11 protein-coding genes and 1 pseudogene are annotated in these 14,467 nt (G+C 70.8%); 2 read left to right on the forward strand and 10 right to left on the reverse strand.

What is annotated here, in order from left to right; all coding sequences use genetic code 11:
* Positions 1-101 precede the first annotated feature (101 nt).
* The 6 genes and pseudogenes from ACIBK0_RS14525 to ACIBK0_RS14550 all read right to left on the reverse strand — a co-directional run bounded on the left by ACIBK0_RS14525 (position 102) and on the right by ACIBK0_RS14550 (position 7,967).
* Complete coding sequence (locus ACIBK0_RS14525; RefSeq protein ID WP_399079387.1) at positions 102-1,430, reverse strand: wax ester/triacylglycerol synthase family O-acyltransferase; 1,329 nt, start codon at positions 1,428-1,430, stop codon at positions 102-104.
* A gap of 207 nt (positions 1,431-1,637) precedes the next feature.
* Positions 1,638-3,968: a GH92 family glycosyl hydrolase gene (locus ACIBK0_RS14530; RefSeq protein ID WP_399079389.1), complete on the reverse strand. Its 2,331-nt coding sequence runs from the start codon at positions 3,966-3,968 to the stop codon at positions 1,638-1,640.
* A 53-nt stretch (positions 3,969-4,021) separates the two neighbouring features.
* A pseudogene (locus ACIBK0_RS14535) lies at positions 4,022-4,651 on the reverse strand (glycoside hydrolase family 2 TIM barrel-domain containing protein); the annotation flags it as partial.
* Positions 4,652-4,678: 27 nt separating this feature from the next.
* The gene (gene glgC, locus ACIBK0_RS14540) at positions 4,679-5,899 is read right to left on the reverse strand and encodes a glucose-1-phosphate adenylyltransferase (RefSeq protein ID WP_399079391.1); all 1,221 of its coding nucleotides are present in this window, start codon (positions 5,897-5,899) and stop codon (positions 4,679-4,681) included.
* Positions 5,900-5,980: 81 nt separating this feature from the next.
* The gene (gene glgA / locus ACIBK0_RS14545; RefSeq protein WP_399079852.1) at positions 5,981-7,132 is read right to left on the reverse strand and encodes a glycogen synthase; all 1,152 of its coding nucleotides are present in this window, start codon (positions 7,130-7,132) and stop codon (positions 5,981-5,983) included.
* Positions 7,133-7,217: 85 nt separating this feature from the next.
* A complete protein-coding gene (locus tag ACIBK0_RS14550) occupies positions 7,218-7,967 on the reverse strand; it encodes a (2Fe-2S)-binding protein (protein ID WP_399079393.1) in 750 nt (249 codons plus the stop codon).
* 210 nt (positions 7,968-8,177) lie between these two features.
* On the opposite strand from ACIBK0_RS14550, the gene ACIBK0_RS14555 reads away from it, so the two are divergent.
* Entirely contained in the window at positions 8,178-9,452 is a 1,275-nt protein-coding gene (locus tag ACIBK0_RS14555) for a DMT family transporter (protein ID WP_399079395.1), read from the forward strand.
* Here the strand turns inward: ACIBK0_RS14555 and ACIBK0_RS14560 are convergent.
* Positions 9,442-10,581 carry a transglycosylase family protein gene (locus ACIBK0_RS14560; protein WP_399079397.1) on the reverse strand — a complete coding sequence of 380 codons (1,140 nt, stop codon included), beginning with the start codon at positions 10,579-10,581 and terminating at the stop codon, positions 9,442-9,444. The two genes, ACIBK0_RS14555 and ACIBK0_RS14560, sit on opposite strands and share 11 nt — an antisense overlap.
* 272 nt (positions 10,582-10,853) lie before the next feature.
* Here ACIBK0_RS14560 and gndA point away from each other — a divergent pair, with 272 nt between their 5' ends.
* Positions 10,854-12,293: an NADP-dependent phosphogluconate dehydrogenase gene (gene gndA, locus ACIBK0_RS14565; protein WP_399079399.1), complete on the forward strand. Its 1,440-nt coding sequence runs from the start codon at positions 10,854-10,856 to the stop codon at positions 12,291-12,293.
* Between the two features lie 438 nt (positions 12,294-12,731).
* On the opposite strand, the gene ACIBK0_RS14570 is transcribed toward gndA, so the two are convergent.
* From ACIBK0_RS14570 to panD, 3 genes are read right to left on the reverse strand one after another with little or no spacing between them, the layout of a single operon-like run.
* Complete coding sequence (locus ACIBK0_RS14570; RefSeq protein WP_399079401.1) at positions 12,732-13,406, reverse strand: arylsulfatase; 675 nt, start codon at positions 13,404-13,406, stop codon at positions 12,732-12,734.
* 14 nt (positions 13,407-13,420) lie between these two features.
* Positions 13,421-13,765 carry a GNAT family N-acetyltransferase gene (locus ACIBK0_RS14575; protein ID WP_399079403.1) on the reverse strand — a complete coding sequence of 115 codons (345 nt, stop codon included), beginning with the start codon at positions 13,763-13,765 and terminating at the stop codon, positions 13,421-13,423.
* 51 nt (positions 13,766-13,816) lie between these two features.
* On the reverse strand, positions 13,817-14,236 hold the full coding sequence (gene panD / locus ACIBK0_RS14580) for an aspartate 1-decarboxylase (protein ID WP_399079405.1): 420 nt from the start codon (positions 14,234-14,236) through the stop codon (positions 13,817-13,819).
* Positions 14,237-14,467 lie beyond the last annotated feature (231 nt).

Consider the following 14,467-nt stretch of genomic DNA (forward strand, 5'->3'; position numbering starts at 1 on the left):
TTCCTCGGGTTGTGCGCCGCGTTCGAACCGCGCTCGCTTTCGAAGGCGGAATTTTACGGAGCAATGGTGCGCGGCACCAAACCCGAGATGATCAACGGCCGTCAGGAACCGCATGCGGCGGTCAGTGTCTCCACCTCCTCGGACAGCGCACGGGCCAGCAGATCGAGGTCCGGCACGGCCTCCGCGTCGGCGACGAGCCCGTAGTGGACGCGCCCTCGGTAGGTTGAGACGGCCACCGCCAGCGCCTGCCCACGGGCCAGCGGGGCGAACGGATACACCTCGGCGAGTGGGCAGCCGCCGAGCTTCAGGCCGAGGCTGGGCAGCGGCACGCTGGTGACGAGGATGTCGAACAGCAGCCGGGCCGCCTGGCCGACGACGGGCCCGCCGAGCCGGTGCCCGAGCGGCGGCACATGGTCGGCGAGCAGCGCCACGGCGCCCGCTCCCCTGTTGGGCCCCGCGTCCTTGTTGCGGTCCATCGCCGTACGCACCGTACGCAGCCGTCCGAGCGGGTCCGGATCGTCGACGGGAAGCCGTATCAAGTACCCGGAGAGCCGGTTGCCCTGTGGGTGGGCGGTGCGCGGGCGGCGCTTGGAGACGGGGATCAGGGCGCGCGGCGCGACCCCGTGGCTGCCGTCACCGCGTTCGTCGAGCCAGCGGCGCAGAGCGCCCGCGACGACGGCGATCAGGACGTCGTTGACGGTGCCGCCCACGGCCTTGCGGACGCGGTGCACCTCATCGAGGTCCAGGATCACGCCCGCGGTGCGCCGGGTGCCCGTGGGCTGCGAGGTGAGGGCGGGCGAGGACCGTACGCCCAGGGTCGCGCGGGCCACGGAGGTGCCGATGTCGAGGGCGCGGCCCACGTCGGAGAGGGTGCCGCGGACCAGGCCCGGCAGCTTGCGCACGTCCGGGAAGAGCCCCCGGGGCGGCTCCGCCGGGCGCGGGCGGGGCTCCGGCATGTCCATCGGGTCCATGATGGCGGCCGCGAGCATCAGCGCCCTCAGTCCGTCGGCCAGCGCGTGATGGAACTTGAAGAGCACGGCGAAGGACACACCGTCCTCGCCGGGCAGTACATGCGCCTCCCACGGCGGCCGGCCGCGCTGCAGCGGGCGTTCCATCAGCCGGCCCGCCACCGCGTGGAAGTCCCCGGTCGGCGCGTGCAGCCGGACATGGTCGAGCGGCTCGAAGTCGGGCGCGGGCTCCCGGGTCGCGCTCCCGAAGGCGAGGGGGGCCAGTGGCTCCCACACGTCACGGATCCGCATGCGCAGCCCCGGCACCGCGGCCGCGCGTGCCGCGAGCAGATCGGCGGCGTGCGCGCCCGCGGTGGGCGAGTGGGCCACGAAGACACCGAGAGCGCCCAGATGCATGGGGTGCTGGGCGGACTCGATGTTCCAGAACGCCAGGTCGAGTGGTGCGAGGAGGTCAGAAGTCAAAGGCTTGCTCTCGCGTCGACGGTGGGTGGGCAAGCAGTCAACCTCGGATAAGCGATTACGGTCAAGTACGATCAAGCTACGCACAGTTAACAGCAGATTAAGTCCCGCCCCTCGTGCGAGGGGCGGGACTCATGGGCCTCAAGGGGTGCCTGAGGTGCGGGCGATGTGCGTCCGAGGTGCGTCCGAGTATGTCCGGGCCGTCCGCGGTCAGTTCAGGACAGGCGGCGCGGCCCCGGCCGAAGTCCCCCATTCGGACGGCTCGGTACCGACCGTGAAGGACAGCGAGCGCAGACCTCGCAGCGCTTCGGTCGTCAGATACGTACGACCGTACGAAGCCCCGTCCACCCGGGCGGACCGGATGTACCGGTCACTGTCCGAGGTGCCCGGCGCCGTCACCGTCAGAGCGCCGTGCGGGTAGTAGAGCCGGTCGAGCGTCAGGTCGACCCGCTCGAAGACCGGCGTCGACAGGCCCCACGTGTCGTAGCCGGGCTGGACCGGGAAGATCCCGATGGACGAGAGCACGTTCCAGGCGGACATCGTGCCCAGGTCGTCGTTGCCCGTCATTCCGCTCGGCGTGTCCGTGAACAGCGTCAACGCGGCATGCACCACATCGGTCGTCTTCCACGGCATGCCGGTCGAGAGGTAGGCGTACGGCGCGATGAGGTCGGGCTCGTTCCGAGGGTTGTACTTGTCCGCGTCGTAGTACGCGTAGGCGCCGTCGACCCACACCTCACGGGCGGTCTTCGCGGGGTCCTTCAGCAGCTGCTCGTACGCGAAGAACGAGTCGAGCCGGGCGTTGGCGGCCTGCTTGCCGCCGATCAGGTCGACCATGCCCGGCAGGTCCTGCGGCACGAGCCACTGGTACTGCCAGGACGTGCCCTCGTGGAAGCCCTCGCTCTGGGCCGGGTCCGCCGGTCCGGTGAAGGCCCCGGCGGCGTCCCGCGCCCGGAAGAACCCGGTCGAACTGTCGTAGATCTTGCGGTAGTTCTGGCCCCGCGCGGCATAACGCGCCGCGTCCGCGTCATGGCCCAGGTCCCGCGCCATCGCGCCGAGCATCGCGTCCGACAGGGCGTACTCCAGCGTCGCGGACGCGCCGTGGTCGTAGTCCGAGTCGCCCTGCTTCGTGTGCGGGCGGCCCTTGATGTAGGGCGCGAAACCGTTCGCGATGTACTCCTTGTTGGCATCGCGACCGACCGCCGGGGAGTCGGCGGGCGGCACCCCGTCGACGTTCTTCTTCAGGGCGCGGTAGGCCTGCTCCTCGTACCCCTTGAGCAGCCCTTGCTGGTAAGCGTTGGTGAGGAACGGGGTGACCGGGTCGCCGGTCATGACGTTCGTCTCGACCGTGCCGTAGCCCCACTTGGGCAGCCAGCCGCTCTCCTCGTCGATCTTGATGACGGAAATCGCCATGTCCCGTGCCTCGCGCGGCGCGAGCAGGGCCAGGAGCTGCGACTGGGTGCGGTAGGTGTCCCACAGCGACCAGTTCTGGTAGTACGTGAAGCCCTGGGCGCGGTGGATCTTGTGGTCCCAGCCGGTGTAGCGGCCGTCGGCGTCGCTGCCGATGTTGGGGGCGAGGAAGGACCGGTAGAGCGACGAGTAGAACGCGCGGCGCAGGGTGTCGCTGCCGCCTTGTGCCCGTACGTCGTCGAGCCGGTCCTCCCACGCGCCACGGGCCGCGGCGCGGACGGCGTCGAAGGGACGACCGCCCTCGGAGCGGAGGTTGACGGCCGCGCCGCCGGCATCCACGTACGACAGGGCGGTGGTTGCCTCGACCGTACGGTCCTTGGTGGTGTCGAAGCGCACGAAGGCGCCGTTGCGCCCTGTGCTCACCGACTCCTTGGAGCCCTCGGTGACGGTGTCGCCGTTCCAGGTGCCCGAGGTCGTGAAGGGCCTGTCGAAGCGCGTGATCGTGTACACCGTGTACGGCTTCGTGGCCCGGCAGAAGCCGCTGCCCGTGATGGTCGTGCGCACGGTCCGGTCGTCGAGGATCTCGACCTTGGTGGAGACGGTCTTGTGCAGCGACTGGCCGGCGTTCAGCAGGACATTCGCCTTGTCCGTGGCGGGGAAGGTGTAGCGCTGCACGCCGGTGCGCTCGGTGGCGGTCAGCTCGGCGTCGATGCCGGTCTTCAGTCCGACCTTGTAGTAGCCCGGGCTCGCCGTCTCGGCGTCGTGGCCGAACTCGGCCTGGTACTGGGCGTAGTCCGTCCGAGTGACGTCACCGACCGTCGGCAGCACGGGCAGGTCGCCGCCGAGGCGGCAGCCGACGCCCGACAGATGCACCAGGGAGAAGCCGCGGATGTGGTTCTGGGAGTAGTGGTAGCCGGTCGGGTGACCGGTGTCCGGCGAGAACTGCACCATGCCGAACGGCACGGCCGCACCGGGATAGGTGTTGCCCCCGCTCTCCGTTCCGATGAACGGGTCGACCAGATCGGCGAGTTGGCCGTCCCGCGGCTCGGCGGCCCGGGCGGTGGGCACGGCGATCAGGGCGGACGCTGTCACCAGCCCGGCCGTGCACAGGCGCAGGCGCCGGGTCCATCTCATGCGGGAGACCTCCGGAGAGTTGACATCGGTGCCCTCATGATCGCGGTGGGGTGTCAGCTTCCCCGGCAACCTGCCGGTACCGCTTGCGACGCGTCGCGGATCAGCGCGTCGTGTGCGGCCTTGAGCCGCCGCACGTCCGGCTTCACGACCTTGCGGTCATAGGTCAGGAGCCCGTTGAGCTCGCCCTCCACGTCCGAGATCTGGGTGTAGACGGCACCGTCGCTCCCCCGGCAGACGAGGGCGCGCACCTCGGCGAGGCGGGTCAGATAGCCGTCGGTGTACGTCGCCGGGTCGACGTCCACGTACGACTGCTGCACCGACCAGGCGTGTCCGGGCACGGCGAGCCCGAGGCCGCCGTACTCGCCGCTGACGAGCGCGCGTCTCCCGTCGGGATGAGGCGGCAGGGCCGGGCTCGGATAGCCGTGCTCGTCCATGATGTCGCCGGTGCCGCCGTCCACCCCGAGGTTGAGGCCCGACATGCTGTTGACGAGCCGCGTCGGGTCCCACGCCTTGGCCTGCTCGGCGATCCGGGCCTCGTCGTACTGGCCCCAGCCCTCGTTGAACGTCACCCACATGACCACCGACGGGCTGCTGATGTGCTCATCGATCATCTGCTTCATCTCGCGCTCGTACTCGGCGCGGGACGCGGCGCCCGGGTCCACCCCGGCGGTCATCGCGGGCATTGGCGCACCGGGGCCGTTGCCGTACGTCTAGGACACGAGCTGCCCCTTGCCCAGGGCGATCACCCCGCCCTTGGAGACCGTGTAGAGCTCCGCGTCCCGCGAAGGGTTGACGCCGATCGTCGCGCCCGGCGGCACCTCGACGTTCTTGTCGAGGACCGCGCCGCGCACCACCGCGCCCCGTCCTATGTGGACGTTGTCGTGCAGGACCGAACCCTGGACGACGGCTCCCGGGTCGACGACAACGCCCGGCGAGAGCACGGACCTCGTGACCTGCCCGCGGATCAGGCAGCCCGCGCTGATGATGGACTCGCTCGCGATGCCACCGGCGTTGAATCTCGCCGGCGACAGCTGCCCGGAGTGGGTGTAGATGGGCCAGCTGCGGTTGTAGAGGTTGAAGGCGGGGCGCTCGGCGATCAGATCCATGTGGGCGTCGTAGTACGCGTCGAGGGTTCCGACATCGCGCCAGTAGCCCTGGTCGCGGGTGGTCTCGCCGGGTACGTGGTTGGCACTGAAGTCGTAGAGCTGCGCCTCGCCCCGGTCGGTGAGCATGGGCAGGATCGAACCGCCCATGTCGTGCACGGAGCGCTCGTCCTCGGCGTCCCGCTGGAGCGCCTCCACCAGCGCCTTGGTGGTGAAGAGGTAGTTGCCCATCGAGGCGAAGACGCACTCGGGATCGTCGGGCAGCCCGGGCGGATCGGCGGGCTTCTCCAGGAAGCCCTGCACGGTCTGGCCGTCCGAGCCGGGGCTGATGACCCCGAAGGAGGAGGACTCGGCGCGCGGCACCCGTATCCCGGCCACCGTCACGCCCGCGCCGCCCTCGATGTGCTGGGCGAGCATCTGCCTCGGGTCCATCCGGTAGACGTGGTCGGCGCCGAACACCGCGATGTAGTCGGGCTGTTCGTCGTACACGAGGTTCAGCGACTGCAGGATCGCGTCGGCGCTGCCCAGGTACCAACGCGGGCCGAGCCGCTGCTGAGCCGGGACGGGAGTGACGTAGTTGCCGAGCAGGCTCGACATCCGCCAGGTCGTGGTCACATGCCGGTCCAGCGAGTGCGACTTGTACTGCGTCAGGACGCAGATGCGCAGGATGTCGGCGTTGACGAGATTGGACAGTACGAAGTCGACGAGGCGGTACGTGCCGCCGAAGGTGACCGCGGGTTTCGCGCGGTCCGCGGTGAGGGGCATCAGACGCTTGCCCTCTCCACCCGCAAGTACGATTCCCAGCACCGAAGGTCCACCGCGCCGCATGCCGCCGCCCCTCTACGCCCGGTCGGGCCCTGCCCCGTGTCGGGCCGAACCCCGTGTCGCTGAACTACGCCTGTCCGATGGCTACCCCGGTTTGAGGACTTCCTCGTACAACTGGACGGTCCGCCGGGCCACCGCGTCCCAGCCGAACTCCCCCACGGCGCGCTCCCGCCCGGCCTCGCCCATGCGCCGGGCGGCCTCGGGGTCGGCGAGCAGCGCGTCGAGGGCGCGCGCCAGCCGCTCTTCGAAGTCCTCCTCGACCGGCACGAGGAGCCCGGTGCGTCCGTCCTCGACGACCTCGGGGATCCCGCCGACGCGCGAGGCCACCACGGCCGTACCGCAGGCCATCGCCTCCAGGTTGACGATGCCGAGCGGCTCGTACACCGAGGGGCAGACGAACACGGCCGCGTGCGTGAGGAGTTGGATGACGTCCGGGCGCGGCAGCATCTGCGGGATCCAGTGCACTCCCTCGCGTACGCCGCTCAGCTCCCGGAAGAGGTCACGGAACTCCCGGTCGATCTCGGGGGTGTCGGGGGCGCCCGCACACAGCACCACTTGAGCGGCCGGGTCGATGTCCCGCACCGCGCGCAGGAGTTGGGGCACACCCTTCTGGCGGGTGATGCGGCCGACGAACAGAACGTACGGGCGGCTGGCGTCCAGACCGATACGGTCGAGGACGTCCGTGCCGTGGTCGGGCCGGTAGAGGGAGGTGTCGATGCCGTTGTGCACGACGCGCACCTTGGCCGGGTCCAGCGCCGGATAGCAGCCGAGGATGTCCTCGCGCATCGCGCCGGAGACCGCGATCACCGCGTCCGCGGCCTCGATGGCGGCGCGTTCCGCCCAGCTGGAGAGGGCGTAGCCGCCGCCGAGCTGCTCGGCCTTCCAGGGGCGCAGCGGTTCCAGCGAGTGCGCGGTCATGACGTGCGGGATGCCGTACAGCAGCTTGCCGAAGTGGCCCGCGAGGTTGGCATACCAGGTGTGTGAGTGGACGAGTTCGCGGCCTTCGAGGGCGGCCGCGATGGAGAGGTCCACGGAGAAGGTGCGCAGCGCGTCGTTGGCGCCGTCCAGCGAGGACCAGGGCCGGTGGCGCAGTACTCCGCCCGCGGCGCCCTCGCCCCAGCAGTGCACGTCCAGCTCCGTGAGGCTGCGCAACTCCCGGGCGAGGAACTCGACATGGACGCCCGCACCGCCGTACACGTCCGGCGGGTACTCCCGGGTCAGCAGTCCCACGCGCACACAGAACCCCCCGTCATAGCGGCTGGTGCTCCTCATGGTCACTCAGATGGGGCAGTTGGGGAAGACCACGCGAAGACCACGGCTGTCAGAAACGGTCGGCCCCCGGCCGCGGCAGCCGGTCGAAGCAGCAGTCGCCGCACAGTCCACCGCCGGGCAGGCGGTAGTAGAGGCAGCAGCTGCGGCGGCGGAGCGTGTGGGGGTCGAGGGCGGTGGAGAGGTCGGGGTGCGCGAAGAGACGGGAGGCGAGTGCGTGGGCCCGATCGGCCACGTCCGTACGGCCGTTGGCACGCGCCCAGCGGTCGAGCTGGCGTACCGCGCCGGCCAGGGCGGAGCCCGCGTTGCCCCACAACAGGCGTGGTGAGATGCGGTACCGGGAGTGCAGGGCGGCAGCCAGCGGGGCGAGGTGACCGGCTCGTACGACCTCGTCGACGGCCGTGGCGGGCAGGGCGCGCACCTCGGACAGCCACAGGTCTTGCGGGGCGCTTGCGTCCGGATCCCAGCGCAGGAGTTCCGGATCGAGGTCGGGCACCTGCCCGTACAGCGTGGCGGCGCCGAGCGCGATCGACCACAGCCGGGCGGCGAGGGCCTGGTGGGCGATCGAGACCGCGATCCGCGGCTCCGGCGCATGGAGACTCTGTGTGACTTTCTGGACACGAAAAGTTATCGGATCCGGGTAAACATCATCTTGGGCCTCAGGTCGTGGCGTCGCGTAGGCCTGCGCGAGGGTCGGCAGCGGCCCGCGCGACGGTACGCCGGTGCGTAGTACGAAGAAGCCGCCGAGCGGGCCGAGCGCCGCGAGTTCCGGGTCGAGGTCCACGAAGAGCAGTAGTACCAAGCCCCCTAGGGGATTCCACCAGCGGGTCGGCCGACCGTGTAACCCACCTTGGGGAGGACAGTGGGCGATTCGTACTCCATCGGCAGTAGGACTCAATGCCTGCTCAGGTACGACGACGTGAACTAATTCGCGAGGCATCGTTGTTTCCATGGAAGCCGACCGTTCGTCGCACCGGGCAGAACGCGCCCGCCGTACGCAGAGGAGGGACTCATGAGCGCCCTCGCTTTGTCCGTGCTGCTCTCGTTCGTCTCCGCCGTCGCGTACGCAGGCGGCGCGATCGTCCAGGAGCAGGTCGCCCTGACCTCCCCCGGCCAGACCTACGCACCGCTGCGCAGGCCGACCTGGTGGGCCGCCGTGGCGTTGAACGGCCTGGGCGGGCTGCTGCACGTGGTGGCCCTCGCCTACGGCCCGCTGAGCCTTGTACAGCCGCTCGGCGCGCTGACCATAGTCTTCGCCCTTCCTATGGCGGCTCTGTTCGTCGGCCGCAGGGCCGGAGCGACCGCCTGGCGCGGCGCGATCATGGCCACCGTGGGCCTCGCGGGCCTGCTGTCGCTGGTCGGCGCCTCCGAGGCGCAGTCGCTCGGCGGCGCCCAGCGGGTGGCACTGGCCGTGGTGGCGGGCGGCTCGGTGGCGGCCCTGATGGTGGCGGGCCGTGCCGCCCACCGCCACCCGGCGGTGCGCAGTGTGCTGCTCGCGGTCGCCGCGGGCATCGCCTTCAGCATGTCCTCGGTGTTCACCAAGACGGTCGCGGTGGACTGGTCGCAGCAGGCCTCGCTCTCCGACCTGTCCAGCCTCGCCGTGATCGGTGTCTTCGCGACCGCCGGGATGCTGCTGTCGCAGGCCTCCTACCGGGGCGGCGGCCTGGCGGCGCCGCTGGCCACGCTGACGGTCGTGAACCCCGTCGTGGCGGCCGCCGTAGGCATCACGATGTTCGGCGAAACCTTCCGCTACGGCTCGACGGGTACCGCCCTCGCGCTGGGCTGTGGAGTCGTCGCCGCCGGCGGTCTGATCCTGCTCACGACGGAGCGGATCGGCGGCACACGGCCGACGACCGTACCGGCCGAGTCCTCGGTCGGGTCGACGTTCGCCGCCGGCAGGCCCGACACGGCTGCGTTCACGATCGAGACGGTCCCGGTCCCCGTCGGGGCCGGGTCGGACCTCGCCGCACTCACCATCGCCGAATCGGAGGTGGACGGGCTGCTCGTGGGCCTTCCCGACCAGCCGGTCGCCGGCGTCCGCGAGGAGGTCTTCGGACCTGCCGACGACCTGCTCGTACCGGGCGAGGACCTCATCGGGGCCGACGTGGACGTCTTCGCGCCGGACGAGGGGGTCTTCCTGCCCGGGCCCATGCCGGTGCCGGCCGCGGAGAACACCTCGCAGGACAGCGCACCGGTGGACGCACTGCCGTACTACACCGTCCTGTGCGGCGGGCCGTACGTGCCGATGCCCTTCGTGGACCATCACCGCACGAGGGTCAAATCCTGACCCCGCCCGCCCTCAGGTAGGCCACCGGGTCGATGTCGGATCCGAAGCCGGGCCCCGTCCGCACCTCGAAGTGCAGATGCGGGCCCGTGCTGTTGCCCGTGGACCCCGAGCGGCCGATGCGCTGTCCGCTCACCACGCTCTGCCCCGCCTTCACGGAGATCGCGGACAGGTGGCCGTACTGGGTGTAGCGGCCGTCGGCATGCCGCATCACCACCTGGTAGCCGAAGGAGCCGCCCCAGCCCGCGCTGACGACCTGACCGGCCGCGACTGCCTTCACGGAGGTCCCGGTGGGCACGGGGAAGTCGACGCCCGTGTGGTAGCCCTTCGACCAGGAGGAACCGGCGGCACGGTAGGGCGTGCCCGTCGCCGCGTTCACGGGGGCGACGAAGGAGGGCGCCTTCTTGGCCGTGTCCGAGGTGGTCCTGTCGGCCGAGGGCTTCTTCGTCGGCGCCGGCGCGGTTTCCGTGTGCGTGGGCGCCTGGGCCTTGCCGCGCAGGTTCAGCCGCTGGCCCGGCAGGATCAGATCCGGATCGGAGCCCACGGTCTTGCGGTTGGCGGCGTACAGCCGCTGCCAGCCGCCCTGGACATGCCGGGAGTCGGCGATGCCGGAGAGCGTGTCGCCGTGCACGACCGTGTACATCTCGGCGGTTCCCGCCTGCGACTGGGGCGTGGTCTGCGGCTGCACGTCCCGTACGGAGCGCTTCGTCGACTGGGGCGTGGTGCCGGACGGGCTGATGTCGGGGGTGTCGCCGCCTCTGGTCAGCCCGGCACGGACCGAGCACACCGGCCAGGCCCGGGGGCCCTGTCCCCTCAGCACCTTCTCGGCAACGGCGATCTGCTGGTCCTTGGTGGCCTGATCCGCGCGCTGCGCGTACACCTTGCCGCCGTACGCCTCCCAGGTGGACTGGGTGAACTGCAGGCCGCCGTAGTAGCCGTTGCCCGTGTTGATGCTCCAGTTGCCGCTGGACTCGCAGGCGGCGACCTTGTTCCAGGTGCCCACATCGGCCGCGTGGGCAACACTGGTTCCGACGAGCGGGAGCGCGATACCCGCGCCCCCTGCCGTGACAGTGAGTGAGGCGCGGTTGATCCTGTTGGGCTGGTACCGGCGGTGCCGACCGCGTACGGCCATGAACGAGCCCCCCTCGACATGCGTCAGGAGCGGCAAAAGTAAGCGCTGCGAACAGGCCATGACAAGGGGGCAATCGGCCGTCCCCGCGCCCCAAGTGACCGGGATTCACCACGCGTTCCTCGGGTCACTGAGGCAGCTGGGGCACCTTGTGCGTACACAACGTCGGCAAGTCAGGATACGCGGACGGCGAATCGGCGAGTCGGGGTCGCGGTGGCGTAATACTGGCGGGCAGAACGGCATTACCGATTCCAGCAGCTTTGGGAGCCAACCGTATGAGCACTTCAGCCCAGATCGGCGTCACGGGTCTCGCGGTCATGGGGCGCAATCTCGCCCGCAATTTCGCACGCAACGGCTATACGGTCGCCGTGCACAACCGCACCGTGGCACGGACGAACGCGCTGGTGGAGGAGTTCGGTCACGAAGGCGAGTTCGTCGCGGCCGAGACGGCCAAGGAGTTCGTGGCGGCGCTGGAGCGCCCGCGGCGCCTGATGATCATGGTGAAGGCCGGTGAGCCGACGGACACGGTGATTCAGGAGTTCGCACCGCTTCTGGAGCCCGGCGACATGATCATCGACGGTGGCAACGCGCACTTCGCAGACACCCGGCGCCGCGAGCGCGCACTGCGCGAGCAGGGCATCCACTTCGTCGGCACGGGGGTCTCGGGCGGCGAGGAGGGCGCGCTGCACGGGCCCAGCATCATGCCGGGCGGCTCGAAGGAGTCGTACGAGTCCCTCGGTCCTATGCTGGAGAAGATCTCCGCGAAGGCGGCCGACGGCGCTCCGTGCGTGACGCATGTCGGTCCCGACGGCGCGGGCCACTTCGTGAAGATGGTCCACAACGGCATCGAGTACGCCGACATGCAGCTGATCGGCGAGGCGTACCAGCTGCTGCGCGATGTGGCGGGCTACTCCCCGGCGCAGATCGCGGACATCTTCCGCACCTGGAACACCGGACGGCTCGACTCGTATCTGATCGAGATCACCGCCGAGGTCCTGTCGCACGTGGACGAGGCGACGGGCAAGCCGTTCGTGGACATCGTCGAGGACCGGGCCGAGCAGAAGGGCACGGGCCGCTGGACGGTCCAGATCGCGCTCGACCTCGGGGTTCCGGTGTCCGGTATCGCCGAGGCGGTCTTCGCGCGCTCGCTGTCCGGGCACGCCGATCTGCGGGCCGCCTCGCGCGGACTCGACGGTCCGAAGGCCACGCAGCTCGCGGAGGCCGAGGCGGCGGCGTTCGCCGACCGGGTGGAGCAGGCGCTGTACGCGTCGAAGATCGTCTCGTACACGCAGGGCTTCCACGAGATCACCGCGGGCAGCGACGAGTACGACTGGAACATCGACCTCGGCGCCGTCGCCTCCATCTGGCGCGGCGGCTGCATCATCCGCGCGGCCTTCCTCGACCGCATCCGTGCCGCCTACGATGCCCGGCCCGACCTGCCGAGCCTGCTGTCGGACGAGACGTTCGCGCAGGAGATCGCGGCGGCCCAGGACGACTGGCGCGAGGTGCTCGTCGCCGCCACCCGCCAGGGCGTGCCGACGCCCGGCTTCTCCGCCGCCCTCGCCTACTACGACGCCCTGCGCGCCGAGCGTCTGCCCGCCGCCCTCACGCAGGGGCAGCGCGACTTTTTCGGAGCGCACACGTATCGCCGTACGGACCGGGAGGGGTCGTTCCACACGCTGTGGGGCGACGATCGGTCGGAGGTCGAGGCGTAGGCGCCCGCACGGCCGAAGCCGTCACGTCCCTGGAGTGGGGCGTGACGGCTTCGTCGTGGTCGATGGGGGCGGCCGGCGCGTCGTACGCGCCGGCCGCGTTGCCGTCGGGTGTCTGGTCGGGTGCCCGCTCAGGAGATCGGCCCCGGCTGGGGCTCCGGCTCCGGTACCGGGTCGGGGCCCGGTGGCTTCGGGATCGGGGACGGAGACGGGACGGGCTCCGGGGAGGGGTGGGGGCCCGGGTCCGGGGACGGCTCCGGGAAGGGCTCCGGGCGGTCGGGGCCCGGGCCCGGAGTGGGGCCCGGCTTCACCGGGTCGGGGAACGGATGCGTCATGGTGTCCTCCAGCCAGTCGATACGTCGGCCCTGGACTTGTCCCACGCGTACCCGGCCCCCGCGCACCCACTCACCCCGTCGCGCGGGGGATGGAGACCAGGTGGTCCTACTCGGCGTGCGCCGCCGCGGCCGACCGACCGCCGCACGCCGCCTCCGCTCCGGCGGCGAGCCCCGGGCGGGGGCTCGACAGCACCGGGGTCGAGGTCGCGGTCAGGCGCTGGGCCGCAGCCATGGATGCCTGGGCGAGGACGATCGCGTCGGCGCCGGTGACCGCGTCGGCGGCCGCTGCCACCGTGCGGACGTACCCGTCCCTGTCGCCCGCCTCGAAGAGGGCCCACGCGCCCTCGACCAGCACCGTACGAACATGGACAGGGCGCCCCGCGCTGCGGGCCTCCTCCTCGACGAGGGCGACCGTCGGCTCCAGGGTGCTCTCCAGCGCCGCGAGGACGACGACACGCGGGCCCGCGGCCACCGCGGCGGCGGCCATCGGGCGGTCCACGCGGAGCACGGGCACCCCGGCGCCGGCGCACTCGGCGACGGCGCCGATGGTCGAGCAGGTGCAGAGCACCGCCCTCGCGCCCTGAGCGACGGCCCGGTCGAGCAGCGCCCGCACCTCGTCGGCCACCGCGTCGGGGCCCTCGCTCCGGGCGCGGGCCAGCAGCTCCTCGGCCACCAAGTGCCGCAATTCCAGCCCCTGGTGGGCCTCGTCGCGCAGCGCGTCGAAGACGGGGACGTGCACGGGCGAGGTGTGCAGCAGGGCGAGCGGGCCGGACCGGGGCATCAGGGGCACCGTCCTCAGAAGCGCCCGGGGTGCGCCTTGAGCCAGTCCACCGCCGCCTCCAGCAGCTGCGGATCGGCCGCCGGAGCCTCCTCGGGGTGACGCGCCGCCCACTTCACGACGTACGGGCACAGCGGCGCGACCACGACGCCCTCGCGCGCGGCGATGGCGTACAGCTCACGGGCGAGGGAACCGGCGATCCCCTTTCCCTCGTGCTCGGGTTCCACGATGGTATGCACAGGGACGAGCGCCCGCGCGGGCGCTTCGAGCACGAAGTACTCGATGTGGCCGACCACTTCATCCCCGGCAACCGCCTCCAGGCGGCCGCCCGCCCGGTCGTCGCGGATCTCGATGTCACTCATGGGCACTCCTCGGGTCCTCGGGTCCACGGGTCCGCCGATTCCTCCGCCAAGTCAGACGGTGACGGCCTGCGGGCTGCGCTCCTGGTCCGAGCCCGGCGCCGGCTCGGACGGATCGGCCCCGAGGGCCACGATCCGGTTGTCGCGGTCCACGTGCACGACCCGCGGCCGCAGCTCCCGCGCCTCGGCGTCGGAGACCTGAGCGTAACTGATGATGATCACCAGATCCCCGGGATGGACGAGGTGGGCCGCCGCTCCGTTGATGCCGATGACTCCGGAGCCGCGCTCGCCCTCGATGACGTACGTCTCCAGCCGGGCGCCGTTGGTGATGTCGACGATGTGCACGAGCTCGCCCGGCAGCAGATCGGCGGCGTCGAGCAGGTCGGTGTCGATGGTGACGGACCCGACGTAGTGCAGGTCGGCCTGGGTGACCGTGGCGCGGTGGATCTTGGACTTGAACATTGTACGAAACACGAAGAAACTCCCGATTCGTCTGCTCCCTGCCTGCTATTGCAGGTCAAGGGCGGTCTCCGGAGGCTACCTCGATTCGCATGTCCGGTCAGCTGTACCCGGGTGTTCGAGGACTCACACTGACCCGTTGCTGACCTTTGCGACGCAGTCACGTGCGCACGCGCGTCAGGGCTTCTCGGCGCGTTTTCCGTTCCAGGCGATGTCGAGTACCTGGAGGAACAATTCGTCCGGCTG

Source organism: Streptomyces sp. NPDC050564, from assembly GCF_044457265.1.
Taxonomy (GTDB): domain Bacteria; phylum Actinomycetota; class Actinomycetes; order Streptomycetales; family Streptomycetaceae; genus Streptomyces.